17 protein-coding genes are annotated in these 26,994 nt (G+C 60.9%); 7 read left to right on the top strand and 10 right to left on the bottom strand.

What is annotated here, in order from left to right:
* Window positions 1–156 precede the first annotated feature (156 nt).
* The 5 genes from DYL61_RS18305 to DYL61_RS18285 all read right to left on the bottom strand — a co-directional run bounded on the left by DYL61_RS18305 (window position 157) and on the right by DYL61_RS18285 (window position 9,257).
* Window positions 157–1,323, bottom strand: a complete 1,167-nt coding sequence (locus DYL61_RS18305; protein ID WP_135309491.1) for a zinc-binding metallopeptidase family protein — start codon at window positions 1,321–1,323, stop codon at window positions 157–159.
* 249 nt (window positions 1,324–1,572) lie between these two features.
* Window positions 1,573–3,921 carry an NAD-dependent DNA ligase LigA gene (gene ligA / locus DYL61_RS18300; RefSeq protein WP_135309490.1) on the bottom strand — a complete coding sequence of 783 codons (2,349 nt, stop codon included), beginning with the start codon at window positions 3,919–3,921 and terminating at the stop codon, window positions 1,573–1,575.
* A gap of 62 nt (window positions 3,922–3,983) precedes the next feature.
* Window positions 3,984–4,847 carry a cell division protein ZipA gene (zipA, locus tag DYL61_RS18295; RefSeq protein ID WP_105697559.1) on the bottom strand — a complete coding sequence of 288 codons (864 nt, stop codon included), beginning with the start codon at window positions 4,845–4,847 and terminating at the stop codon, window positions 3,984–3,986.
* Window positions 4,848–5,106: 259 nt separating this feature from the next.
* On the bottom strand, window positions 5,107–8,595 hold the full coding sequence (gene smc, locus DYL61_RS18290; RefSeq protein ID WP_105697560.1) for a chromosome segregation protein SMC: 3,489 nt from the start codon (window positions 8,593–8,595) through the stop codon (window positions 5,107–5,109).
* 2 nt (window positions 8,596–8,597) lie between these two features.
* Window positions 8,598–9,257, bottom strand: a complete 660-nt coding sequence (locus DYL61_RS18285; RefSeq protein WP_105697561.1) for a GntR family transcriptional regulator — start codon at window positions 9,255–9,257, stop codon at window positions 8,598–8,600.
* A gap of 280 nt (window positions 9,258–9,537) precedes the next feature.
* Between DYL61_RS18285 and xdhA the strand changes: the two genes are divergently transcribed.
* The 4 genes from xdhA (at window position 9,538) to guaD (ending at window position 15,670) form a co-directional block, all read left to right on the top strand.
* Window positions 9,538–10,986 carry a xanthine dehydrogenase small subunit gene (gene xdhA, locus DYL61_RS18280; RefSeq protein WP_135309489.1) on the top strand — a complete coding sequence of 483 codons (1,449 nt, stop codon included), beginning with the start codon at window positions 9,538–9,540 and terminating at the stop codon, window positions 10,984–10,986.
* Window positions 10,979–13,378, top strand: coding sequence for a xanthine dehydrogenase molybdopterin binding subunit (gene xdhB, locus DYL61_RS18275; RefSeq protein ID WP_135309488.1), 2,400 nt, complete (start codon window positions 10,979–10,981; stop codon window positions 13,376–13,378). Before xdhA ends, xdhB begins: the two co-directional genes overlap by 8 nt.
* A gap of 135 nt (window positions 13,379–13,513) precedes the next feature.
* A complete protein-coding gene (gene xdhC / locus DYL61_RS18270; RefSeq protein ID WP_135309487.1) occupies window positions 13,514–14,353 on the top strand; it encodes a xanthine dehydrogenase accessory protein XdhC in 840 nt (279 codons plus the stop codon).
* Between the two features lie 18 nt (window positions 14,354–14,371).
* Entirely contained in the window at window positions 14,372–15,670 is a 1,299-nt protein-coding gene (gene guaD, locus DYL61_RS18265; protein WP_420825077.1) for a guanine deaminase, read from the top strand.
* Between the two features lie 140 nt (window positions 15,671–15,810).
* Here the strand turns inward: guaD and DYL61_RS18260 are convergent, their stop codons facing one another.
* Entirely contained in the window at window positions 15,811–16,575 is a 765-nt protein-coding gene (locus DYL61_RS18260; RefSeq protein WP_105697566.1) for a GntR family transcriptional regulator, read from the bottom strand.
* A 215-nt stretch (window positions 16,576–16,790) separates the two neighbouring features.
* On the opposite strand from DYL61_RS18260, the gene DYL61_RS18255 reads away from it, so the two are divergent.
* On the top strand, window positions 16,791–17,981 hold the full coding sequence (locus DYL61_RS18255) for a benzoate/H(+) symporter BenE family transporter (protein ID WP_135288556.1): 1,191 nt from the start codon (window positions 16,791–16,793) through the stop codon (window positions 17,979–17,981).
* Window positions 17,982–18,017: 36 nt separating this feature from the next.
* Here the strand turns inward: DYL61_RS18255 and DYL61_RS18250 are convergent, their stop codons facing one another.
* On the bottom strand, window positions 18,018–18,362 hold the full coding sequence (locus DYL61_RS18250) for a YggL family protein (protein ID WP_135309485.1): 345 nt from the start codon (window positions 18,360–18,362) through the stop codon (window positions 18,018–18,020).
* A 236-nt stretch (window positions 18,363–18,598) separates the two neighbouring features.
* On the opposite strand from DYL61_RS18250, the gene dacB reads away from it, so the two are divergent.
* Entirely contained in the window at window positions 18,599–20,059 is a 1,461-nt protein-coding gene (gene dacB, locus DYL61_RS18245; protein ID WP_135309484.1) for a D-alanyl-D-alanine carboxypeptidase/D-alanyl-D-alanine endopeptidase, read from the top strand.
* Between the two features lie 127 nt (window positions 20,060–20,186).
* On the opposite strand, the gene DYL61_RS18240 is transcribed toward dacB, so the two are convergent.
* Complete coding sequence (locus DYL61_RS18240; RefSeq protein WP_135309483.1) at window positions 20,187–22,568, bottom strand: sensor domain-containing diguanylate cyclase; 2,382 nt, start codon at window positions 22,566–22,568, stop codon at window positions 20,187–20,189.
* A 220-nt stretch (window positions 22,569–22,788) separates the two neighbouring features.
* Entirely contained in the window at window positions 22,789–25,053 is a 2,265-nt protein-coding gene (gene rlmKL, locus DYL61_RS18235; protein WP_135309482.1) for a bifunctional 23S rRNA (guanine(2069)-N(7))-methyltransferase RlmK/23S rRNA (guanine(2445)-N(2))-methyltransferase RlmL, read from the bottom strand.
* A gap of 532 nt (window positions 25,054–25,585) precedes the next feature.
* Here rlmKL and rmf point away from each other — a divergent pair.
* On the top strand, window positions 25,586–25,801 hold the full coding sequence (gene rmf / locus DYL61_RS18230; RefSeq protein ID WP_074702867.1) for a ribosome modulation factor: 216 nt from the start codon (window positions 25,586–25,588) through the stop codon (window positions 25,799–25,801).
* A 124-nt stretch (window positions 25,802–25,925) separates the two neighbouring features.
* On the opposite strand, the gene DYL61_RS18225 is transcribed toward rmf, so the two are convergent.
* Window positions 25,926–26,951, bottom strand: coding sequence for a quinone-dependent dihydroorotate dehydrogenase (locus DYL61_RS18225; protein ID WP_135309481.1), 1,026 nt, complete (start codon window positions 26,949–26,951; stop codon window positions 25,926–25,928).
* Window positions 26,952–26,994 lie beyond the last annotated feature (43 nt).

The raw sequence follows: 26,994 nt of genomic DNA, 5'->3' as shown, positions 1-26,994 counted from the left end.
TCCATCCACCGCGGTCTGTCTGAAGCACCGCGGTACCAGGGTTTAGGGCGGCTTCGCCGCCCAGCGCGGGGCAAGCCCGCTCACTACAGAAAGTCGCTTATCTGCTGTTTCCTTAACTGACAGGCATTAGGGCAAGCCCCCTCCCACATTGGCTCATCATTGGGCCTGTAGCACCTCGTCGGCCCGGCCGCCCTCTTCCTGGATCACCAGGTGGATGAAGTGCAGCTTGGCAATCACCGGCGGTGGCAGCACAAAAGGATAGAAATCCGGCTGGCCCATGCTGCGTGACAGCTCGTTGAGCATCCCCGCCAACTCGATCCACGCATTGACGAATGACAGGAACGCTGCGCCACCCGGATGCTCGGGGTCATAGAGCGTGGCAAGGGGAAACGGCTGGTAATCCAGGTCCATCTCGCGGGCGCTCATGCCGAAGCCCAAGGCGGTGTCGACGGCGTCCATCATGTGCAGGTAGTGAGCCCAGGTTTCGGCCCAATCTTCCCAAGGGTGCATGGTGGCGTAGGCACTGACGCAGGTTTGTTGCCAGTCGGGGCGTGGGCCGTTCTGGTAGTGCTGGTCCAACGCGTCGGCGTAACTGGCGCGTTCGTCGCCGAACAGGTTGCGAAAAGGCTCCTGCCAGTGGGTGTTGGCGATCAGGCGGTCCCAGTAATAGTGGCCGACTTCATGGCGAAAATGCCCAAGCAAGGTGCGGTAAGGCTCGCGCATTTGGACGCGGACTTTTTCGCGGTGGGCGTCGTCGGCTTCCTTGATATCGAGGGTGATCAGGCCATTGGCGTGGCCGGTCATCGGCGCGTTTCCTTCCAGGTCGATACCGACGAAGTCGAAGGCCAGGCCAGTCTCTTCATCGACGGCCTTGGGCACTACGGGCAGGCCGAGGCTGATCAGTTGCGCCACCAGGCGGCGCTTGGCGGTTTCGACTTTGCGCCAGCGTTCGGGGTTTTCCGGGATCGACAGGTCGGGGATGGTGCGATTCAGGCTGCACGCCACACACAGCGGCGCGGCGCTGTGGGCAGGAATGAGCCAATTGCAGGCGGCTGGGGTGTCGAGGTTGGCGCAGCGGCGGAAGGCCCCGGCATCAAGGTTGTCGTCCTGTAGCCAAGTGCCTTCCACAGGGCCGGGTTGCAGCGAGGCGAGGCGACTTTGCTGAGGTTGGTAGCCCAGCAGCGCCTGGCAGGCCAGGCACTGGCTGTTGCGAAAGAACAGGGATTGGCCGCAACGGCACTGCCACACCTTGCTGTTGCGAGAGGGGCCGGCCATGAACGGGGCGGCAATGCGCGAACTGAGTTGCTCGAAGTAGCGGAACATGGCGATCTCTCCCTGGGTGACTGAGACTAGATCATTTCCCGCTTACAATCGTTCCCCCGCCCTAAACTGGGCCGATTCATCACATTTCTGTAGTGAGCGGGCTTGCCCCGCGCTGGGTGGCGAAGCCGCCCTAAACCCAAGCACCGCGGTGCTTCAGTTAGACCGAGGGGGATGGATTTGGGGCGGCTTCGCCACCCAGCGCGGGGCAAGCCCGCTCACTACAACAAGCCTGCCCAGCACATCCCGTTATCAGACAGTGATGTTGTGCTTGGCCAGGAAGGCGACGAAGGCTTCTTCGTCGAGGACTTTGAGGCCCAGTTCGCTGGCCTTGGCCAGTTTTGAACCGGCGCCCGGCCCCGCCACCACGCAGTGGGTTTTCGCCGAAACCGATCCCGCCACCTTGGCGCCCAGGCTTTCGAGTTTTTCCTTGGCGGCGTCGCGACTCATCAGTTCCAGGGAGCCGGTGAGTACCCAGGTGTGACCGGCCTCGGGCAGGCCCTCGACGACCTTCTTCTCGCTGTCCCAATGCATGCCGAAGTCCTTGAGCTGCTGCTCTATGGCCAGGGCGCGGTTGGCGTTGTCGGCGTTATCGAAAAAGTCGCGCACGGCCTTGGCCTGCTTCTCGGGCAGCGCCTGGCGCATATCCAGCCAGTCGGCCTTGATCACCCCTTCCAGGCTGCCGAATTTGTCCGCCAGTTTTTGCGCAGCGCCCGGACCGACGCTCGGTACGTGCAGCTTGTCGAGCAAGCCGCCCAGCGTTGTGCTGGCAGCGAACTCGGCACTCAGGTCGCCCTGATCCTGCAATTGCAGGCCGCATTCGTCTGGCGACAGCAACGCACCAATCACTTCCTGGTTGTGGCTGTCTTCGAAGAAGCTGTGAATCTCGTGCGCCACCTCCAAACCCACGTCGGGCAAGTAAGTCAGCACTTCCGGCAAGGCCTTCTGCACCCGCTCCAGGGACGCCAACGAGCGCGCCAGCACCTTGGCGGTCTCCTCGCCGACATCCGGAATGCCCAAGGCGTAGATAAACCGCGCCAGGGTCGGGGTCTTGCTGTTTTCGATGGCCGCGATCAGCTTCTTGCTGGAGATATCGGCGAAGCCTTCCAGGTCGATGATCTGCTCGTACTTGAGCTTGTAGAGATCCGCTGGCGAACCGATCAGTTTTTCATCCACCAGCTGCTCGATAGTCTTGTCGCCCAACCCGTCGATGTCCATGGCACGGCGCGAGACGAAATGGATGATCGCCTGCTTGAGCTGCGCACCACAGGCCAGGCGCCCCACGCAGCGGTACACCGCACCTTCGCTGACGGTTTCCTTGCCCTTGCTGCGCTTGACCAGTTGGGTGCGCTCCACATGGGAACCGCACACGGGGCAGCTTTCGGGGATCGGCACGGGGCGGGCGGTTTCCGGTCGGCGTTCGAGGACCACGGAGACGACTTGCGGGATCACATCACCGGCGCGGCGGATGATCACGGTGTCGCCGATCATCACGCCCAGGCGTGCCACTTCGTCCATATTATGCAGGGTGGCATTGGACACGGTGACGCCCGCGACCTTGACCGGTTTCAGGCGCGCTACCGGCGTAACGGCGCCGGTTCGGCCGACCTGAAATTCCACATCCAGCAGCTCGGTCAGTTCTTCCAGGGCGGGGAATTTATGCGCGATGGCCCAGCGCGGCTCACGGGCGCGGAAGCCCAGTTCACGCTGATAGGCAATGCTGTTGACCTTGAACACCACACCGTCGATTTCATAGGGCAGGCTGTTACGCCGCTCGCCGATATCGCGGTAGTAGTCCAGGCAGTCCTGGATACCCTTGGCCAGTTTCAGCTCATGGCTGATGGGCATGCCCCACTTTTGCAGTTGTTGCAGGTTGCCGATATGGGTGTCGCTGATGTCGGTGGTCACGCCATAGCAGCAGAATTCCAACGGGCGACTAGCGGTGATCTTCGAGTCCAGTTGGCGCAGGCTACCGGCGGCAGCGTTGCGCGGGTTGGCGAAGGTCTTGCCACCGACTTCCAGCTGCGAGGCGTTCAGGCGCTCGAAACCGGCCTTGGACATAAACACTTCGCCGCGCACTTCCAGGGTCGCCGGCCAGCCAGTGCCGTGCAGCTTGAGCGGGATATTGCGCACGGTGCGAACATTGACGCTGATGTCTTCGCCGGTGGTGCCGTCGCCACGGGTGGCGCCGCGTACCAGTTCGCCGTCCTGGTACAGCAGGCTGACCGCCAGGCCGTCCAGCTTCGGTTCACAGCTGTACTCGACACTTCCAAACAGATCCCCCGCCGGCAGGTCCAGACCCTCGGTGACCCGGCGATCAAACTCCAGCATCGTCGCTTCATCAAAGGCGTTGCCAAGGCTAAGCATCGGGATCTCATGCTTCACCTGGGTGAACGCCGACAGCGCCGCACTGCCCACTCGCTGCGTGGGTGAATCCCGCGTCACCAGCTCCGGATGCTCGGCCTCCAGGGCCTTGAGCTCGTGGAACAACCGGTCGTACTCGGCGTCCGGAATGCTCGGCTCGTCGAGGACGTGGTAACGGTAGTTGTGCTGATCCAGTTCAGCGCGCAGTTCGAGGATACGGGTGTGGGCGGCGGTCATGGGTGTTCTCTCATAAAGCAAAAGAGCAGCCGAAGCTGCTCAAATGTTGGTGCTTGTTCTGCTTAGCGTTTCTGGGTCAGCGCGCGACGCTCAAACTCGACGATGCGCTGACGGTAGTGCTCGATCGTCTGGGCGGTCAGGACGCTGCGTTGATCGTCCTTCAATTCGCCGTTCAGTTCCTGGGACAGCTTGCGCGCCGCCGCCACCATCACATCGAACGCTTGTTTCGGATGACGCGGGCCCGGCAGGCCGAGGAAGAAGCTCACCGCCGGGGTGCTGAACAGGTCGATATCGTCCAGGTCGAAGGTGCCCGGCTTGACCGCGTTGGCCATGGAGAACAGCACTTCACCGTTGCCGGCCATGCTTTCGTGGCGGTGGAAGATATCCATCTCGCCAAAACGCAGGCCGCTTTCCAGAATATTTTGCAACAAAGCCGGGCCTTTGAAGCCAGCGGCGTCGCGGCAGATCACGCTGATCACCAGCACTTCTTCAGCTGCCGGCTGATCGGCGACCGACTGGCGCGGTGCGTTCTTGCCGGCGTTTTCATCCGGAAAATCATCATCGCGACTGCTGAAGCTCGGGCCTTCATCGACATCAAGGTCCAGGTCGGCCTGGCGCGGCTCGGCAACCACCGGCGCAGTGCGCTTGCCACGCTTGGACGAAGGCTCACGGGCTTCACGCACCGGCGCGCTCATCGACGGCAGGTCGTGCTCGTCCAGTTGCGGTTCCTTATGGGTATCCAGCACACGGGGCGGCCCCAGCAGCTCGGCGCTGCCGTCGTCGTCGGGCAAGTTGGACAGGTTGCGGTCCAGACGGAATTTGAGCTTGCCCTTGCCACCGCGCATGCGGCGCCAGCCATCAAAAAGAATACCGGCAATGACAATAATGCCGATGACGATCAGCCACTCGCGCAGACCGATTTCCATGTAATCCCGTGCCTCTAATAAAAAATGCTGAAAAATAAGGGGTTTAGCACCGTGCAAACCGCTTTAAAACGTGGCGCCAACTCTATGTTCTGACTGGCGTTTTGCCCACGCATACGAAAATTTGACATTAAACTAGCACGACCAAAGATAACTTTACACCGTCTGTCAAAAAGCCTTGGACAATTATGTCGTTTAGCCATCTTTGTCACGCCGGTAAAAGACCTTACATCCTGCCGAAAATTCTCTTTCGAAGCGTGGGTCAGGATTCCACCATCGCCATCGCTTCTTCCACATCCACCGCCACCAAACGCGAACAGCCCGGTTCATGCATCGTGACACCCATCAGTTGATCAGCCATTTCCATGGCGATCTTGTTGTGGGTGATATAGATGAACTGCACAGTCTGGGACATCTCTTTAACCAAGCGTGCGTAGCGTCCAACGTTAGCGTCATCCAGCGGGGCGTCAACTTCGTCGAGCATGCAGAACGGCGCCGGGTTCAACTTGAAGATGGCAAATACCAGGGCCAATGCGGTCAGGGCTTTCTCGCCGCCGGACAACAAATGGATGGTGCTGTTCTTCTTGCCCGGAGGCCGCGCCATGATCGTTACCCCTGTATCGAGTAGATCTTCGCCCGTCAGTTCCAAGTAAGCGCTGCCACCGCCGAAAACTTTCGGGAATAACGCCTGTAAACCGCCATTAATCTGATCAAAGGTATCTTTGAAGCGGTTACGGGTTTCCTTGTCGATCTTGCGGATCACGTTTTCCAGAGTGTCCAGGGCTTCGACCAGGTCGGCGTCCTGGGCGTCCAGATAACGTTTGCGTTCGGACTGCTGCTGGTATTCATCGATGGCGGCGAGGTTGATCGCGCCGAGGCGTTGAATACGCGCGGCAATCCGCTCGAGTTCTTCTTCGGCGTCCTTCTCGTTGGCCTGGGCGGTCAAGGTATTGAGCACGCCGTGCAGGTCGTAGCCGTCTTCCAGCAACTGGTCTTGCAGGGTTTTGCGGCGCACGGTCAGGGCTTGCCATTCCATGCGCTGTTGTTCGAGCTGGCCGCGAATCAACTGGGATTGCTGCTCGGCCTGGGTCCGGCGTTTTTCGGCGTCGCGCAGTTCGCGGTCGGCGTCTTCCAGGGCGATCTGTGCAGTCTTGAGTTCTTCGTCGACGGTCATGCGCTTGTCGAGCAACTCTTCGAGCTTGAGGCGCAGCTCTTCCAGCGGCGCTTCGCCCTCTTCCAGGTTGAGGCTCAGCTGCTCGCGCTTTTCGGTGAGGCGCTCGGACTGCATCTCCAGACGTTCAAGGGCCTGGGCCGTAGAGGCATGTTGGGCTTTGAGTGAGCCCAGCCGCACCGCCAGTTGGTGCGCATGGTCTTTATGCTGGCGGGCTTCCTGGCGCACGCGGTCGAGGCGTTCGCGCAGACTGTCGCGTTGGGCCAGCAACAACTCACGTTGCTCGGTGTCCAGCGCCATGCTGTCGAGGGCTTCCTGCAAATGCAGGCGCGCCTCGCCGATTTGTTCGTGTTCCAGGGCGCGCTGTTCGCCCATTTCGGCGACTTCTTCGTCCAGACGGGTGCGACGCAGGGTCAATTGCTCGACCTTGGCTTTGCTCGCCGAGAGCTGGGCCTTGAGTTCGCCTTGCTGGCGCGCTTCGTCCTGCAACAGGCGGCGCAGATGTTCGCGGCCGGTCTCTTGCTGACGCTGGGTGGCGCGCAGGGTTTGCAGTTGGGTTTCCAGGCTTTCGAGGGTGGCTTCGCGCTCTTCGCGCTCGGCGATCAGGTTGACGATTTCCTGGCCACGGGCCAATACGCCGCTTTCGGCTTCACTGGCGCGGCGTACGCGCAGGAAGTGGCGGCCAACCCAGTAGCCGTCGCGGCTGATCAGGCTTTCGCCAGCGCCAAGCTGGCCGCGTTGGGCCAAGGCCTGCTCCAGTGATTCAACCGGTTTGACCTGGCCCAGCCACGGCGACAGATCAATCGCCGCCTCAACCTTGTCCAGCAGACTGCCCGGTACGCGCGCGCCATCGGCGGCAGGACTGAGCAAACGCAAATCGCCCTGGGCAAAACCGGCCAGGTCGAAGCCGCCAAAATCATCCACCAGCACCGCTTGCAGGTCGGCGCCCAACACGGTTTCCACCGCCAGTTCCCAACCGGCCTCCACTTTCAAGCCTTCGGCCAGGCGTGGGCGCTCGGCCAGATGCTGATCGCGCAGCCATTCGGCGGTGCCGGTGCCAGGGTCCAAGGCGGCTTGTTGCAAGGCTTCGAGGGACGCCAGGCGCCCGTTCAACCGCTGCAAATCGCCCTGGGCCTGCTGTTGCGCCTGGGTCGCCTGTTGCAGTTGCTGACGCAATTGCTCAAGGCGTTCCACTTGTTGCTCTTCGCTGGCTTCCAGCTCTTCCAGCGTCATTTCGCTTTCAGCCAGTTGCTCGCTCAGTTCCATGATCGCCGCGTCTTCCGGGTCGGCGGACAGCAACGCACGCTCTTCCTGCATACGACGCTGGCGCTCGGCCAGACGCTCCATGCTGGTTTCCAGTTGCTGAATGCGCGACTGCTGCACCTCGGCCTGGCGGCGCGGTTCGGCGGATTGCAGGTTGAAGGTGTCCCACTGTTCCTGCCAGCCGTGCATGGTGGTTTCGGATTCTTCCAGGGCAGCAGCGGCTTCTTCGGCCGCAGCGCTGGTGACTTCCTGTTCGGGGGTGAGCATGTCCAGCTCTTCGCCCAATGTCAGCAGCAAGGTGCGGTCGTGGCCCAGGTGGGATTCGGTCTCCAGGCGCGCGCGTTCGGCCTCCTTCAAGTCATCCTGCAATTGGCGCAGGCGCTGCTGGCCGTGCTGGATGCTTTGTTCCACGCGGGCAATGTCGCCGCCCACCGAGTAGAAGCGGCCTTGCACCAGATTGAAGCGCTCGGACAAATCATGGTGCCCATCCCGCAGGCGCTCGATGCTGGCATCCGCGTTGCGCTGTTCGGCCACCAGCGCTTCAAAGCTGATTTCCTGGGTGCCGATGATCGCTTCGCGCTGGCCCACCTGGTCGTTCAACGCCTGCCAGCGCAAGGCCGACAGTTGCGCCTTCAGCTGGCGCTCTTCGCCCTTGTATTCCTGATACTTCTCGGCGGCCTGGGCCTGGCGGTGCAGGCGTTCAAGTTGACGCTCCAGCTCTTCGCGCAGGTCGGTGAGGCGGGCGAGGTTTTCGTGGGTGCGGCGGATACGGTTTTCGGTCTCGCGGCGACGCTCCTTGTACTTGGAGATGCCGGCCGCTTCTTCGATAAAGTTACGCAGATCCTCAGGCTTGGCTTCGATCAGCTTGGAGATCATGCCCTGCTCGATGATCGAGTAGCTGCGCGGGCCTAAGCCTGTGCCGAGGAAGATATCGGTAATGTCCCGACGGCGACACTTGGTGCCGTTGAGGAAGTAACTGTTCTGACTGTCGCGGGTCACTTTGCGGCGGATGGAAATTTCCGCGTAGGCCGCGTACTCGCCGATCAGGGTGCCGTCGGAGTTGTCGAACACCAGCTCGATGCTGGCCTGGCTCACGGGCTTGCGGCTGGTGGAGCCGTTGAAGATGACGTCGGTCATCGACTCGCCCCGCAGGTTCTTCGCCGAGCTCTCGCCCATCACCCAGCGTACGGCGTCGATGATGTTCGACTTGCCGCAACCATTGGGCCCGACCACCGCCGCCATGTTACTGGGGAAGTTCACCGTGGTCGGGTCGACGAAGGATTTGAACCCCGCCAGTTTGATGCACTTGAGCCGCACGTTTAGGCGTCCGCCAACGCAGCGATGACCAGCGAGCAACTGCGCTGGCCATAGGCGGACAACACCTGGCGAATCTGCGCCAGGTCACGGGCGAGCACGGCGGCGAGCAGTTGCTCGAACAGCACCAGGTATTCGCTCATGGACGCTTTGCGCTGGTCCAGAGCCAGGTAATAGGCGCGGTTCATCGCCGGTTGCAGGTTTTCGACGGTTTCCTGCAAATACGGGTTGTTGGCGAAGGGATACGCGGCGCGCATTACGTTGAAGCTTTCTTCGACGAACGCGCGGATGTCCTGGCGCTCAAAACTGACCACCAGGCGCTGCTGGATCTGCAGGAAAGGCGCCATATCGGCCTGGGTCTGCCAGCCTTCGGCGACCGCATTGCCCAGCAGGATGTACAGCTCGCCCATCAGGGTGCACAGGCTCTGCACCTTGTGCGCGGTGAGTTCGGTGACGTGGGCGCCCCGGCGCGGCAGGATCGCGATCAGGTGACGACGTTCAAGGATCAACAAGGCTTCGCGCACGGAACCACGGCTGACATTGAGTGCCAGCGTGACCTTTTGCTCCTGGATCCGCTCCCCAGGCTTGAGATCGCCGCGAATGATACGTTCGGCGAGGTGGTGAGCGATTTGCTCGGCGAGACTGTCCGGCGCCTTGAACGTCATGTTTTCCCTTCAAAATCTTCTATCGGTACAAGCGCGGCAGTGTAGCGCATTGGCTGGCTGATGGCGCTACGCCCACCGTGGCGAATTTGGCATGAATTAAGCAACGTTCAAATCCCACAAGCCGCCAAAAACGCCGGTTCCAGAAGACTGGACCATAATTGAAAGTGTTGTGATTGCATTTTCTTGACCTTCTGGTCAGAAATTCGTTGACCGAAAAGTCAGACATGACTAGATTCGGCGCAAAGCGGTTAACAACAATAATGAGTCTGCGAGGCCTTCCGTGATCCAGTTTTTACTTAACCAGGAACTCCGTAGCGAGCACGCCCTGGACCCCAACCTGACCGTGCTCAACTATTTACGCGAGCATTTGGGCAAATCCGGCACCAAGGAAGGCTGCGCCAGCGGCGATTGCGGTGCGTGCACCGTGGTGGTCGGCGAGCTGCATGCGGATGCGCAAGGCATCGAGCAGATTCGTTATCGCAGCCTCAATTCGTGCCTGACCTTTGTCTCGTCCCTGCACGGCAAGCAACTGATCAGCGTCGAAGACCTCAAGCACCAGGGCCAACTGCACAGCGTGCAACAGGCCATGGTCGAGTGCCACGGCTCCCAATGCGGTTTTTGCACACCGGGCTTTGTGATGTCGTTGTTTGCCCTGCAAAAAAACAGCGAAGCCCCCGACAGTCAAAAGGCCCACGAAGCCCTGGCCGGCAACCTGTGCCGCTGCACCGGCTATCGCCCGATTCTCGCCGCCGCCGAACAGGCCTGCTGCAACAAGCCGCAAGATCAATTCGACAGCCGCCAAACCGAGACCATCGCCCGCCTCAAGGCCATCGCGCCGACGCAAACCGGCGAACTCAACAGTGGTGACAAGCGCTGCCTGGTGCCGCTCACCGTCGCCGACCTGGCCGACCTCTACGATGCCTACCCTCAAGCCCGCCTGCTGGCCGGCGGCACCGACCTGGCGCTGGAAGTCACCCAGTTCCACCGCACGTTGCCGGTGATGATCTACGTGGGCAACATCGCCGAGATGAAGCGCATCGACGACTTCGACGACCGCCTGGAAATCGGCGCCGCCACCGCCCTCTCCGACTGCTACACCGCACTGCACCACGAATACCCGGACTTCGGCGACCTGCTGCACCGCTTCGCCTCGTTGCAGATTCGCAACCAGGGCACCCTCGGCGGCAATATCGGCAACGCCTCGCCCATTGGTGATTCGCCACCGCTGCTGATCGCCCTCGGCGCGCAGATCGTACTGTGCAAAGGCGAGACCCGCCGCACCCTGGCGCTGGAAGACTATTTCATCGACTACCGCGTCACCGCACGGCAAGACAGCGAATTCATCGAAAAAATCATCGTGCCCAAGGGCCACACCCTGTTCCGTGCGTACAAGGTGTCCAAGCGCCTGGACGATGATATTTCTGCGGTCTGCGCCGCGTTCAACTTGAACATCGACAACGGTGTGATCCGTGAAGCCCGCGTTGCTTTCGGCGGCATGGCCGCGACGCCCAAACGCGCGAAAAGCTGTGAGGCTGTTTTAGTCGGGGCCACTTGGAATTCCACCACAGTGGAAAAGGCCTGCGCCGCCCTGGCCGAGGATTTCACCCCGCTGTCGGACTTCCGCGCCAGCAAGGAATACCGCCTGCTCAGCGCACAGAACCTGCTGCGCAAGTACTTCATTGAGCTGCAAACGCCGCACATCGAGACTCGGGTGACCGCTTATGTCTAACCATCACGCCGTCGTTAAAACCCAGGCCGAACTCGCCGCGCTCTTTGCCCAGGACCTCACCTCCGGCGTGGGCCGCAGCGTCAAGCATGACAGCGCCGCCAAGCATGTGTCCGGCGAGGCGCAGTACATCGATGACCGCCTGGAATTCCCTAATCAGCTGCACCTGTATGCGCGCATGTCCGACCGCGCCCACGCCCGGATCGTCAGCATCGACACGGCACCGTGCTACGCCTTTGAAGGCGTGCGTATCGTCATCACTCACGAAGACGTGCCGGGCCTGAAAGACATCGGCCCGTTGATGCCCGGTGACCCGCTGCTGGCCATCGACACGGTGCAGTTTGTGGGCCAGGTGGTGTTGGCCGTGGCTGCACGCGACCTCGAAACCGCACGCAAAGCCGCGATGGCCGCCGTGATCGAATACGAAGACCTTGAACCGGTGCTGGATGTGGTCGAGGCGTTTCGCAAAAAGCACTTCGTGCTCGACAGCCACACCCACCAACGCGGTGATTCGGCAGGCGCATTGGCGAGCGCGAAAAACCGCATCCAGGGCACCCTGCATATCGGCGGCCAGGAACACTTTTACCTGGAAACCCAGATCTCATCGGTGATGCCCACCGAAGACGGCGGCATGATCGTCTACTGCTCCACGCAAAACCCCACCGAAGTGCAGAAACTGGTGGCCGAAGTGCTGGACGTGTCGATGAATAAAATCGTCGTCGACATGCGCCGCATGGGCGGTGGTTTCGGCGGCAAGGAAACCCAGGCCGCCAGCCCCGCGTGCCTGTGCGCGGTGGTCGCGCGCCTGACCGGCCAGCCAACCAAGATGCGCCTGCCGCGTGTGGAGGACATGCTGATGACCGGCAAGCGCCACCCCTTCTATATCGAATACGACGTGGGCTTTGACGACACCGGCCGCCTGCATGGGATCAACCTGGACCTGGCCGGCAACTGCGGCTGTTCGCCAGACTTGTCCAACTCGATTGTCGACCGCGCCATGTTCCACTCCGACAACTCGTATTACCTGGGCGATGCCACGGTCAACGGCCATCGCTGCAAGACCAACACCGCGTCCAACACCGCCTATCGCGGATTCGGCGGGCCGCAAGGCATGGTCGCCATCGAAGAAGTGATGGACGCCATCGCCCGGCATCTGGCGCTGGACCCACTGGCCGTGCGCAAGGCCAACTACTACGGCAAGACCGAGCGCAACGTCACCCACTACTACCAGACCGTCGAGCACAACATGCTCGAAGAAATGACTGCCGAGCTTGAGGCCAGCAGCCAATACGCCGAGCGCCGCGAAGCGATTCGCCTGTACAACGCCCACAGCCCGATCCTGAAAAAAGGCCTGGCGCTGACCCCGGTGAAATTCGGTATTTCGTTTACCGCGAGTTTTCTCAACCAGGCCGGTGCGCTGATCCATATCTACACCGACGGCAGCATCCACCTGAACCACGGCGGCACCGAGATGGGCCAGGGCTTGAACACCAAGGTCGCGCAGGTGGTGGCTGAAGTGTTCCAGGTGGAAATCGACCGCGTGCAGATCACCGCCACCAACACCGACAAGGTGCCCAACACCTCGCCGACCGCCGCTTCCAGTGGCGCCGACCTGAACGGCAAGGCCGCGCAGAATGCGGCGGAAACCATCAAGCAGCGCTTGGTGGAATTTGCCGCGCGCAAGTACGACGTGAGTGAAGCGGACGTGGAATTCCACAACGGCCATGTGCGCGTGCGCGATCAGATACTGACGTTTGAAGCGTTGATCCAGCAGGCGTATTTCGCCCAGGTGTCGCTGTCGAGTACCGGGTTCTACAAAACCCCGAAAATCTTCTACGACCGCAGCCAGGCGCGGGGTCGGCCGTTCTATTACTTCGCGTTCGGCGCGGCGTGCTGCGAGGTGATCGTCGATACGCTGACCGGCGAATACAAGATGCTGCGCACCGACATCCTCCACGACGTGGGCGCCTCGCTGAACCCGGCCATCGACATCGGCCAGGTGGAGGGCGGGTTTATCCAGGGCATGGGCTGGCTGACCATGGAAGAACTGGTGTGGAACAACAAGGGCAAGCTGATGACCAACGGCCCGGCCAGCTACAAGATCCCGGCCGTTGCGGATATGCCACTGGACCTGCGGGTGAAGCTGGTAGAGAACCGCAAGAACCCGGAAGACACGGTGTTCCATTCCAAGGCCGTGGGTGAGCCGCCGTTTATGCTTGGGATTGCCTCGTGGTGTGCGATCAAGGATGCGGTGGCGAGCCTGGGTGACTATCGCCATCAGCCGAAAATCGATGCGCCGGCGACACCGGAGCGGGTGTTGTGGGGGTGTGAGCAGATGCGGCAGTTGACGGCGGCTTCGCCTGTGGAAACGGAAACCGAGATGGCTTCGCTTTAGACCGAGGCGCTGCCATCAGGGGCAAGCCCCCTCCCACACTCGATTGGGTTCACCTATCTCTATCTGTGAATACATTCAAATGTGGGAGGGGGCTTGCCCCCGATAGCGGCCTGGCAGACACCACAAGAGGTGACTATGAATTATTGGATCAGCGCCCTCGCCAATCTGCAAAACAGCGGCGAACCCTGCGTGCTCGTGACCATCATCGAAGAACTCGGCTCCACCCCACGCAACGCCGGTTCCAAGATGGTCATCAGCGCCAACCAGACCTTCGACACCATCGGCGGCGGCCACCTGGAATACAAGGCGATGCAAATCGCCCGGGACATGCTCGCACGTGGCCAGCAGAACACCCATCTGGAGCGCTTCAGCCTCGGCGCAAGCCTGGGCCAATGCTGCGGCGGCGTGACCGTGTTGCTGTTCGAACCCATGGGCCAGGTGCAGGCGCAGATCGCGGTGTTCGGCGCCGGCCACGTTGGCCGCGCATTGGTGCCGTTGCTGGCGAGCCTGCCGTGCCGGGTACGCTGGATCGATTCCCGCGAACAGGAGTTTCCGGAACATATCCCCGAAGGCGTGCGTAAAATCGTCAGCGAAGAGCCAATCGACGAAATTGCCGACTTGCCGGTGGGTAGTTACTGCATCGTCATGACCCACAATCACGCGCTGGACCTGGAACTCACCGCCGCCCTGCTCAAGCGTAATGACTTCGCCTACTTCGGCCTGATCGGCTCGAAGACCAAGCGCGTCAAGTTCGAACATCGTCTGCGTGATCGCGGCTTCGACACCGCACAACTGCAACGCATGCGCTGCCCCATGGGCCTCACCGAGGTGAAGGGCAAATTGCCGGTGGAGATCGCTATTTCCATCGCCGGCGAAATCATCGCCACCTATAACGCCAATTTCGGCCAGCACACCGCCAGCGCCGAACCGATTGCCAAACTGCTGCCCGCCTCGCGCCGCAGCCAAGCCATTTGAATTGAGAACACCATGCCTTTGACTCGCAACGCCTACCGTGCCGCCCTCCTCCACAGCATCGCCGACCCTGCTGAAGTAGGGATCGAAGCGTCCTACGAGTATTTCGAAGACGGCCTACTGGTCATAGAGAACGGTCAAATCAGCGCCATCGGCCATTCCAGCGATTTGCTGCCGACCCTGCCTGCCGATATCGACATCACTCATTATCAAGACGCGCTGATCACCCCCGGCCTGATCGACACCCATATCCACCTGCCGCAAACCGGCATGGTCGGCGCCTATGGCGAGCAACTGCTGGACTGGCTCAACACCTACACCTTCCCGTGTGAAAGCCAATTCGCCGACAAGGCCCACGCCGAGGAAGTTGCCGACATCTTTATCAAGGAACTCCTACGCAACGGCACCACCACCGCGCTGGTGTTTGGCAGCGTGCATCCGCAGTCGGTGAACTCGTTCTTTGAAGCGGCCGAAAAACTCGACCTGCGCATGATCGCCGGCAAGGTGATGATGGACCGCAACGCACCGGACTACCTCACCGACACCGCCGAATCCGGCTATCAGGAAAGCAAGGCGCTGATCGAGCGCTGGCACGGCAAGGGTCGCCTGCACTATGCGGTCACGCCACGTTTTGCACCCACCAGCACACCGGAACAACTGGCGCTGGCCGGGCAATTGCTGGGGGAATACCCGGACCTGTACATGCAGACCCACATCAGCGAGAACAAGCAGGAAGTCGAATGGGTGAAGGAGCTATTCCCGGAGCGCAGCGGCTACCTGGATGTGTACGACCACTACAAGCTGCTGGGCGAGCGCTCGGTGTTTGCCCATGGCGTGCACCTGTGTGACGACGAGTGCGCGCGGCTGGCGGAAACCGGATCGGCGGTGGCGTTCTGCCCGACGTCGAACTTCTTCTTGGGCAGTGGGTTGTTCAACCTGCCGATGGCCGAGAAGCACAAATTGAACGTGGGCCTGGGCACCGACGTGGGCGGCGGCACCAGTTTCTCGTTGCTGCAAACCCTGAACGAAGCCTACAAGGTGATGCAGTTGCAGGGTGCGCGCTTGAGTCCGTTCAAGTCGTTGTACCTGGCGACCCTGGGTGGTGCGCGGGCGCTGCGGCTGGAAGACAAGATCGGCACGTTGCAGCCGGGGACGGATGCGGATTTCCTGGTACTGGATTACAACGCTACGCCGCTGCTGAGCTATCGCTTGAAGCAGGCCAATAACATTGCCGAGACGTTGTTTGTGTTGATGACGCTGGGGGATGATCGGACGGTGTTGCAGACCTATGCGGCGGGCAACCTGGTGCACCAGCGCTGATCTTAAGTCACTGAAAATCAAAATGTGGGAGGGGGCTTGCCCCCGATTGCAGGGTGTCAGTCACTGAACTAGCTGGCTGACCCACCGCTATCGGGGGCAAGCCCCCTCCCACATTTTTAGCCCCCGGCGCCTCAGGAAAATTACAGCTTGATCGACGAACGCCCCGGCTTCTTGGTCTGCAACAAATGCGAAAATACCGCATGCAAATCATCCGAAGCACTCTCTTCATCGAGGTTGAGCTTGCTGTCGATGTGATCCATGTGATGCATCATCAAATCCACCGCCAGCGCCGCGTCACGCGCTTCGATCGCGTCGATCAACTGGGTGTGTTCGTCATACGAGCAGTGCGAGCGGTTGCCGCTTTCGTACTGGGCGATGATCAATGAGGTCTGGGACACCAGGCTGCGCTGGAAGCTGATCAGCGGCGCGTTTTTCGCGGCCTCGGCCAGCTTGAGGTGGAACTCGCCGGAGAGGCGGATGCCGGCACCACGGTCCCCACGGGAGAAACTGTCGCGCTCGTCGTTGACCATCTGGCGCAACTCGGCCAGTTGCTCAGCGGTGGCGTGCTGCACCGCCAGTTCAGTGATCGCCCGTTCCACCAGGCGCCGCGCCATAAACACTTGGCGGGCCTCCTCGACGCTCGGGCTGGCCACCACGGCGCCGCGATTGGGCCGCAGCAACACCACCCCTTCATGGGCCAGGCGCGAGAGTGCGCGGCGAATGATGGTGCGGCTGACGCCGAAGATTTCGCCCAGGGCCTCTTCACTCAATTTGGTACCGGGTGCCAGGCGTTGTTCGAGGATCGCCTCGAAGATATGCGCGTAGACGATATCGTCCTGGGTACCGCTGCGCCCGGCTTTGCCGGCTCGCGGTGTTTTCTTGAGAGGTTGCAACTGTTCGTTCATGGGCACTCGGGTTTGGAGAACGGCGGCGAATTAACGGTAATACGGCAAGCGCGTGTCGCTGGCAAGTATTGCCTAAAAACAGGGCACATTGTACACAACCGATTGCGCCAACACACTGTACGGCTGAATGCGGTGTCGGCTGTATTGCAATGAGTGGTCACGTTTGAGTTTAGGCTTGAATCCGCAATTTCTCTGGCAATAAGGAACACCGCTCCATGACCGATGCCACCCAAGCGCCGCTGCGCCCGTTGGCCGACACCTCTCCATCGGCTATCGTCGCCGGTTTCATTGCCATGATGACCGGCTACACCAGTTCCCTGGTGCTGATGTTCCAGGCTGGCCAGGCTGCCGGTTTGACCACGGCGCAAATTTCCTCGTGGATCTGGGCGATTTCCATCGGCATGGCGGTGTGCAGCATCGGCCTGTCTCTGCGCTATCGCACGCCGATTACCATCGCCTGGTCGACCCCCGGCGCGGCGCTGCTGATCACCAGCCTCGGCGGGGTGAGTTACGGCGAAGCCATCGGCGCCTACATCACCTGCGCAGTACTGGTGACGATTTGCGGCTTGACCGGCAGCTTTGAAAAACTGGTCAAGCGCATTCCGGCGTCGCTGGCGGCGGCGTTGCTGGCGGGGATTCTGTTCAAGATCGGCAGCGAGATTTTCGTTGCTGCGCAGCATCGAACCGGCCTGGTGCTGGGAATGTTCTTTACCTACCTGATCATCAAGCGCCTGTCGCCGCGTTATGCGGTGCTGGCCGCGCTGGTGATCGGCACGGCGTTGTCCGGGCTGATGGGGTTGCTGGATTTCAGCGGCTTTCATCTGGAAGTGGCGACACCGGTATGGACCACACCGCACTTCTCGCTGGCGGCGACCATCAGCATCGGCATCCCGCTGTTCGTGGTGGCGATGACCTCGCAGAACATGCCGGGCGTCGCGGTTCTGCGGGCCGATGGCTACAACGTACCGGCTTCGCCGCTGATCACTGCCACGGGGCTCGCGTCCCTGGTGCTGTCGCCGTTCGGCTCCCACGGTATCAACCTGGCAGCGATCAGCGCGGCCATTTGCACCGGGCCCCACGCCCATGAAGACCGCAACAAGCGCTATACGGCAGCCGTGTGGTGTGGGGTGTTCTACGGAATTGCCGGGGTGTTCGGCGCGACCTTGGCGGCGCTGTTTGCAGCCTTGCCCAAGGAGCTGGTGCTGTCGATTGCCGCCTTGGCGTTGTTTGGCTCGATCATCAATGGCTTGAGCATCGCCATGAATGAGCCCAAGGAGCGGGAAGCGGCGCTGATCACCTTTATGGTCACCGCGTCCGGCTTGACGCTGTTTTCCATCGGCTCGGCATTCTGGGGAATTGTGGCGGGGGTGTTGACGCTGCTGATTCTGAATTGGCGCAAGGCATAAAAAAACGGCGACCCTTGGGTCGCCGTTTTTTCAGTATCACTTAGCCGCGTTGATCGGCTTATCCGGATACCACACGTCCAGCAACGGGCTGACTTCAGCGCTTTTCAGTTCGCTGCGGCCTTTGAGCCAGCTTTCAACAGCAGCACGCTGTTCTTCGCTGACCGAGCCACGCTTCTGCAGGCAAACCAGACCGTAGTCATCGCCGCCAACGTAGCCGAGGCCATTGGCCTCCATGGCTTCTTTCAGGAATGCGTCGAGGAAAGCGTCGATAGCTTCTTCACTCAGGCCTTCTTTGAAGTCCAGGTTCAGTTCGAAACCCAGCTCTTGAAATTCATCAACGCACAGTTTTTTGCGCAGACGCTGGGAACGGTTAGTCGCCATGGAACAATCCTCTTAAGTAATAACGGGCGGCACTTTAGCAGTTTAAGCAGGCGAATGCCCGACTCTCTGGGACAGGCGGCACTTTGCAGGTAAAAAAACCGCGAATACCGGCTATCGTTCAGCTACAACTGGCCCCACCTTGGGGCATAATGCCGACACTTTCATGACCAATGAGGGATTTTCCTACATACCCCTCGCCTTTTTTCACCCTCCTCAGTAGTAGGGTCTTATCACTTATGATCAAATCTTTGCGCTCCGTACTACTCGCCGGTCTTATTCTGCCACTGGCTTTCTCCGCTACCGCTGCCCCTGTCAACAACAGCCTGCCACCCAATGTTCAGCAGGCGCTCACCAAAGCCAAGCTGCAAAACACTGCCCTTTCCCTGGTGATGATTCCTCTGAACGGCCCAGGTACGCCTACCGTTTTCAACGCTGACGTCTCGGTGAACCCGGCGTCCACCATGAAACTGGTGACCACATATGCGGCCCTGGAGATGCTCGGCCCCAATCACCAGTGGAAAACCGAGTTCTACACCGACGGCACCCTCAGCGGCGGCGTGTTGCATGGCAACCTGTACCTCAAGGGCGGCGGCGATCCCAAGCTGAACATGGAAAAACTCTGGCTGCTGATGCGCGACCTGCGCGCCAACGGCGTGCAACAAGTGACCGGGGATCTGGTGCTGGACCGTGGTTTCTTCAACCAACCGCTGTTGCCGGAATTCAATGACGACGGTAACGACGAGAACAAGCCGTTCCTGGTCAAGCCCGATGCCCTGCTGGTCAACCTCAAGGCCCTGCGCTTCGTGACCCGCAACGATTCCGGCCGCGTGCTGGTGTCGGTGGAGCCGCCAATTGCCAGCATCCGCATCGACAACCAGGTGAAGGTCTCCAACGCCAAGCAATGCACCGGCGATGTGCGCTACAACCCGGTCACCGCCGCCGATGGCAGCGTGACCGTGACTGTCAGCGGCCAACTGGCCGATGGCTGCAGTTCACAGACCTATCTGTCGCTGCTCGACCACGCCACCTACACCGCCGGTGCCGTGCGGGCAATCTGGCAGGAATTGGGCGGCACCATTCAGGGCCGTGATATCCAGGCGCCGGTGCCCAAGGATGCCAAGGTCTTGGCCCGGGCGTTCTCGCCGGACCTGGCGGAGATCATCCGCGACATCAACAAATACAGTAACAACACCATGGCCCAGCAACTGTTCCTGAGCCTGGGCGCGCAATTTCGCAACGATGCTGACGGCGACGACGCCAAGGCGGCGCAACGTGTAGTGCGCCAGTGGCTGGCGAAAAAAGGCATCACCGCACCGCACCTGGTGATGGAGAACGGCTCCGGGCTGTCCCGTGCCGAACGAGTCAGCGCCCGCGAGATGGCGGCCATGTTGCAAGCCGCGTGGAAAAGTCCCTATGCCGCGGAATACATCAGCTCGCTGCCGATTGCCGGCACCGACGGCACCATGCGCAAACGCCTGAAGACCACGGCCATGCGCGGAGAAGCCCACGTCAAGACCGGCACCTTGAATACCGTGCGGGCTATCGCCGGGTTCAGCCGTGACAATAACGGTAACACCTGGGCGGTGGTGGCGATTCTTAATGATCCGAAGCCGTGGGGAGCTTCGTCGGTGTTGGATCAGGTGCTCTTGGATTTGTATCGCCAGCCGAAAGTCGTGGCTGCTGCGCCCGCGCTCTAGGTGCAACGGCGGTCCCCTGTGGGAGGGGGCTTGCCCCCGATTGCAGAGTGTCAGTCACTGAATAAGTTGACTGACACTCTGCAATCGGGGGGCAAGCCCCCTCCCACATTGGGTTCAGTGCAAGCCATCAAGCTTGCACTCGCTCCGCCTCCACCCGATCCCGCCCGGCCTGCTTGGCCACATACACCGCCGAGTCGGCGCGCAACAGCAGCCCATCAATCCCTTCACCCACCCGCCAACTGGCCACGCCAAAACTGGCAGTGACAATGCCCACCGGGGCCATCGTCGCGCTGCGCAGGGCCTGCCACAACTCCATCGCCAGGCTGTAGGCCTGTTCACCCTCAGTGTTGGGGCACAGCACCATGAACTCCTCGCCTCCCAGCCGGCAAAACACGTCGGTACGGCGCAGGCGCTCACGGATACGTTTACACACTTCCTGCAACACGCTGTCGCCCACGGCGTGCCCATGTTGGTCGTTGATGCGCTTGAAGTGGTCGATGTCGAGCATGATCAACGACAACGCCCCAGACGTTCGGTTAAGCCGCACCATCTCGGCCTTGAGTCGGTCCTGGAAATACCGACGGTTGTGGATCCCGGTCAGAGAGTCAGTGATGGTCAGCGCGCGCAGCTCTTCTTCCACCCGCTTCAAATCGGAAATGTCCGACACGTAGCCGTGCCACAAGGTGCCGCCGCCGGGTAACTCCTCTGGCGTGGCCTCACCGCGAATCCAGCGCAGGCCACGTTGCGGCAATTGCACCCGATACTCTTCGCGCCAATGGCTTAGCTGCAACGCCGACAAGCGAATCGAGGCGCGTACTCGCTCTACGTCCAGTGGATGAATGCGCTCGAACGCCTTTTTTGCGTCCTGCTGCAAGACCCCAGGCTCAATCTCATAGATGTCACGCATGCCGTCGCTGGCGTAGATAAAACGCCAGTTGTCCTGGGGTTCGAGGGTGAACTGGAAGATGCCGCCGGGCACGTGGGCACTGAGTTTTTTCAGCAAGCGATCCCGGGCAGCCAACGCCTCATAGGCGCGTTTTTGCTCGGTGACGTCCAAATAAATCGCCAAGTGGCCGACCCACAACCCATGGTCATCCAGCAAGACGGTGGCCAGCATGTTCACCGTCAGGTGAGTGCCATCCTGGCGAGTCAAACTCCATTCACGGGCCTCGTGCAGGGTGTCCGGATTCTCCACCAGCATCGCCTGGCCCGCCGGAATGCGTTTGCCCAGGGCCACACTCAGGCTGGCGGAGCGCGCTTCCAGCTCAGACGCCAGGTGCAGGCTTTCCAGGGTCAACTTGCCCACGACCTGTTCCGCCTTGAACCCCAGCATCTGCTCGGCACCGGCATTGAAGGTATTGATAACGCCACGCAGGTCGGTGGCAATGATCGCCACCTGAGTCGCGGCATTCAGCACACTGCGCAATTGACCGTGGGCGCCGCGCAGCTCCTGCTCGCGCTGGCGTAGTTGAGCGGTGCGTTGTTCCACCAGCGCCAGGGCGCGCTGGCGTTGGCTGACCAGCATATAGAGCAAGGCGGCAAGCAGAAGGCTGAGCAGGCCGCCCATGGTCAAGACCGTGGCCAGGGAAGAATGATTGGCTTGGTCGAACACCTGGCTGGGGCGCAGGCTCAAGGCATAGACATGATCGCCCAGGGTCAGGCGGCGTGCGGCGGTCAGATCACTTGTGCCCACCGCATTACTGGACTCGTAGAGCACACGCTGTTGCGTGTCAGAGGTGTCGACGATCTGCATCACCAGATTGTCCCGATCCGGCTTGGGAAAACCGTCAGCCACCAGTTGGCGCATGCTGATCACCGCCATCACGTAGCCGTAAGGCTCAGCAGACAGACTGCTGACCGGCGCCACCAACAACACCCCGGTGGCATACGCCGGTTCTACGCCGACCAGTTGCATCGGTTGGGACACTGCCAGCTTGCCGCTCTTTTGTGCGCGTTCAAGGGTCGCGCGCCGCAACGGCTGGGCCAGCAGATCAAAGCCCACGGGGGCGCCCAGCAGGCTTTGGGTCTGGCTGTACAAAACAGGGACATATTCATCACGCTCGGGCGCAGGCGCCAGCTCACCGGCGGCATTCAGCTCGCGGATAACAAAGGGTGTGCCCCTCTGGCGGGAAACCGCTTGTTCAAACTGGCTGCGTTGGTCGCGAAACACCCGGGGCGCCCAGGAGTAAGCGCGAGTACGCTGCAACAGGGGTTGGGCAAAACCGTCGAACTCTTCACGGGAGACGTCTTTGGAGTTGACGAAAAATCGCCGCAGGCTGTTCAGGCGCTGTTCCTGGTCTTCAAAACGTTCCTGCAAGCGGGAATAACGCTCGTTGACCAGCAACTGAAAGCGCTGGCGCACCTGTTGTTCATAAAGATCGGAAGCAGCCCAGGCGATGATGACCGTAAGGGAACACCCCGCCAGCACCACCACCAACGCCACCAGCCAAGCCGACGCCTGCTCACTGATAAAGCCTAGGATCTTGGGGCGAACAGCTTGTAACGGCATAGGCAACACTCACAACGCCAGCGTGCGGGGGGTGTCACTTTGGCTAGGCCTTAAGTTATAGCCATCAGCCGGGTGTTTGACCAGCGTAAAAGCCGGCTATCTGTGGCGAGGGAGCTTGCTCCCGCCGGGGTGCGCAGCGCCCCCAATATCGGGGGACTGCTGCGCAGTCCAGCGGGAGCAAGCTCCCTCGCCACAGAAGCTCACTCAATGGAAGCTGCGATCAACGCGCGGTGATTTTCCACGCCCGGTGGATCTTCGCGTTGCGCGCAAAATCCGGGTCGATGGTCTTGTCACTGATTTCTTCAACCGCATAGCGTTCGCTGAGGTTGTCCTCCAGCTGGAACTTGCGGAAGTTGTTCGAGAAGTACAACACGCCGCCCGGTGCCAGGCGGGCCATCGCCAGGTCGAGCAACTGCACGTGGTCACGCTGCACGTCGAAGATGCCTTCCATTCGCTTGGAGTTGGAGAAGGTCGGCGGGTCGATGAAGATCAGATCGAACTCATCACGGCTCGCCTCCAGCCACGCCATCACGTCACCCTGCTCCAGGCGGTTCTTGTCAGAGAAACCGTTGAGGGAGAAGTTGCGGCGGGCCCAATCCAGGTAGGTCTTGGACAGGTCGACACTGGTGGTGCTGCGGGCGCCGCCCTTGGCTGCGTGCACACTCGCGGTGGCGGTGTAGCAATACAGGTTGAGGAAGCGCTTGCCGGCCGCTTCTTTCTGGATGCGCATGCGCATGGGGCGGTGGTCGAGGAACAGGCCGGTGTCCAGGTAGTCGGTGAGGTTGACCAGCAACTTCACACCGCCTTCACTGACTTCGGTGAACTTGCCCTGGGCACTCTGACGCTCGTACTGCTTGGTGCCGCTCTGGCGCTCACGACGCTTGACCACCACGCGGCTCTTGTCGATGTTCAGCGCCTGGGGAATGGCCGCCAGGGCATCGAACATGCGTGCGGAGGCTTTCTCCGGGTCGATGGATTTGGGCGCAGCATATTCCTGCACGTGGACCCAATCGTGGTACAGGTCGATCGCCATGGAGTATTCCGGCATATCGGCGTCGTACACACGGTAGCAATCCACGCCTTCGCGCTTGGCCCACTTACCCAGCAACTTCAAGTTCTTTTGCAGGCGGTTGGCGAACATCTGCCCGCCTTCGCTCAAGCGCGCCTGCTCGACCACCGGGGCCGGCGCGGGTTTGATCGGGTTGCCGTTCTTGTTGTACTGGCGCTCTTGCGGCGCAGCCGGGGCTTGATCGTAGGCGGCTTGCTCACGTTCAGCCTGGCGTTGCTCTGGCGTACGACGTTCGCCGGTGACGAACTGGTCCGGGGTGACCTTGATCAACAGCAGTTTGCACGGCAACGCGCCGTTCCAGAACGAATACTGCTTGTGGCTACGGATACCCATGCGCTTGCCCAGGTCCGGCGCACCGGTGAACACCGCCGCTTCCCAGCCCATGCAGGCCTGGCGCAGACGCTCGCCGAGATTCTGGTAGAGGTACAACAGGCTGGCTTCGTCACCCAAACGCTCGCCGTACGGCGGGTTGCAGATGACCAGGCCTTTCTGGTTCTGGTCCGGGCGCGGCTCGAAGGTGCCGACTTCGCCTTGGTACACCTTGATCCAGTGGCTCAGGCCGGCACGTTCGATGTTGTTGCGGGCCGGTTGGATCAGGCGTGGATCGGCTTCATAACCACGAATCCACAGCGGCGGCTTGTTCATGCCAATCGAGGCGCGCTCAGTCGCATCGGCGTGGAGTTTTTTCCACAGCGCCGGGACGTGGCCGAGCCAGGTGGTGAACCCCCACAGTTCACGGTTGAGGTTGGGCGCCATGTCGGCGGCGATCATCGCGCCTTCCACCAGGAAGGTGCCCACGCCGCACATCGGGTCGCTCAGCGCGCCGCCTTCGGCAGCGATGCGTGGCCAGCCGGCACGAATCAGCACGGCGGCCGCGAGGTTTTCCTTCAACGGTGCCGCGCCCTGCTGCAAGCGATAGCCGCGCTGGTGCAGGCTATGGCCAGACAGGTCGAGGGAGAGGATGGCTTCGCCACGGTCCAGGCGCAGGTGGATGCGCAGGTCCGGGTTGATCTTGTCGATGGACGGGCGTTCGCCAGTCGGGGTGCGCAGCTTGTCGACAATTGCATCCTTGACCTTCAGCGCACCGAAGTGGGTGTTGTCGATGCCCGAGCCATGGCCGCTGAACTCAACGGCCAGGGTGCCGTCGGGGACCATGTGGTCAGCCCATTCGATATCCAGCACGCCGTGGTAGAGGTCTTCGGCGTCTTTCATCGGGAAGCGCTTGAGCACCAGCAACACGCGGTTGGCCAGGCGCGACCACAGGCACAGGCGGTAGGCGGTTTCCATGTCGGCCATGCCGCGCACGGCCGAGGTGTGCTCGCGGGCTTCCTCAAGGCCAAGCCCGACGGCTTCCTCGATCAGCAGGCCTTCGAGGCCCTTGGGGCAGGTGAGGAAGAGTTCAAAACGGTCCGACATGGGGCATTCCAGGCTTTTCAGCAATAAATGAACGGGCGACGCATCGCCGGCTCGGTTTTCAATCAAGCACTTTTCTTGAAGAGTGCTCGCGTGGCACGAATGTGCCGTCCCGCCCCGTCTGCTGGGCCTTGCGGCCGTTATCGATGGGGCAGATGAATAATCGGGTGCAACAAAAAGAAATATTCCGACCCTTCGTCGAATAATAACCGACTGCAACGAGCGGACATTCTCACTAAAGGATTAAACCGATCCTCTTGGCAGGGTGCATCATAGCTGGCTTTGCCCCATAAATGGGGCGAAAAGCCATCCCAGCTTATGGCTATAGCATCGTTATCGTTACGTGCTTATGACAAAACGATCATTGAATCCATGTGACCTATTGGTTAGAACTCATCACAGGTTGGCGCCGTAACGACGCCGACACATTGGCCCGCCACGCCGGCAGCGGGCCCACCAACGGCAGAAAAACTCTGCCCGGCCTCGGACGAGGCCGAAGGATATCAAGACAGTCAACAAGTGAGGGAAACACCCTATGAGAAGACTTAAGCGTGATCCGTTGGAAAGAGCATTTTTACGCGGATATCAATATGGCGTTCATGGCAAATCCCGTGAGCTTTGCCCATTTACTCTACCGTCGGTACGTCAAGCCTGGATCAACGGCTGGCGAGAAGGACGCGGCGACAACTGGGACGGTATGACAGGCACTGCGGGCATCCACAGACTCAACGAACTTCGCGCGGTCGGCTAAAACAGGGCACTTAATTCCGACACACACCTCTGAATATGTAACGACTTAACCACGCACGTCCTATCCGGGCGGCGGGCTTCGGCCCAGGGGGCTCCTTTATGGAGCCCTTTTTAATGGGCGACGTTCAGGCCTTGGGCAGTGCAGCGATCGCGTCCACCGACTGACGAATCAGCGCTGGGCCCTTGTAGATAAACCCTGAATACAGCTGCACCAGGCTGGCGCCCGCGGCGATTTTCTCGGCCGCATGCTTGCCTTCGGTAATCCCGCCTGCGGCGATAATCGGCAAGCGACCCGCCAGCTCAGCAGCCAATACCTTAACAATATGAGTACTCTGCTCGCGCACCGGTGCACCCGACAGACCGCCCGCCTCGTCGCCATGGGCCAGGCCCTCGACACCCACACGGCTGAGGGTGGTGTTGGTGGCAATCACCGCGTCCATCCCCGAGTCCACCAAAGCCTGGGCCACCAGGATGGTTTCCTCATCACTCATGTCCGGGGCAATCTTGATTGCCAGCGGTACACGCTTGCCATGGCGCACAGCCAGGTCTTCCTGACGCAGGCGCAAGGCTTCGAGCAATTGCTTGAGGGAGTCACCGAACTGCAGGCTGCGCAGGCCCGGGGTGTTGGGCGAGCTGACATTGACGGTGACATAGCTGGCATGGGCATAGACCTTGTCCAGGCAGATCAGGTAGTCGTCTACCGCGCGCTCAACCGGGGTGTCGACGTTCTTGCCGATATTGATACCCAGGATGCCCTTGTACTTTGCCGCCTGAACCCGCGACAGCAAATGATCGACACCGAGGTTGTTGAAGCCCATACGGTTGATGATCGCCTCGGCTTCCGGTAGGCGGAAGATACGCGGTTTGGGGTTACCCGGCTGTGGGCGCGGAGTCACGGTGCCGATTTCGACAAAACCGAAACCCAATTGCGAAAAGCCGTCGATGGCCGCACCGTTCTTGTCCAGGCCTGCCGCCAAACCCACCGGGTTGGGGAAGTCGAGCCCCATCACCGACACCGGCATTTTCGCAGGCGCCTTGCATACCAAGCCATTGAGCCCCAGGCGGCCACCGGCGCCGATCAAGTCCAGGGACAGATCGTGGGAGGTTTCCGGGGAGAGTTTGAACAACAGCTGGCGGGCCAGGGTATACATGGGCGGGCTAGACTCGGATGGCGGCGGAAAGTGACGGCGATTA

Origin of the sequence: Pseudomonas nabeulensis, from assembly GCF_004682045.1 — a bacterium.
Classification (GTDB): domain Bacteria; phylum Pseudomonadota; class Gammaproteobacteria; order Pseudomonadales; family Pseudomonadaceae; genus Aquipseudomonas; species Aquipseudomonas nabeulensis.
The sequence above is the reverse complement of the archived record's forward strand: the minus strand, read 5'-3'. Positions and strand labels throughout refer to the sequence as shown.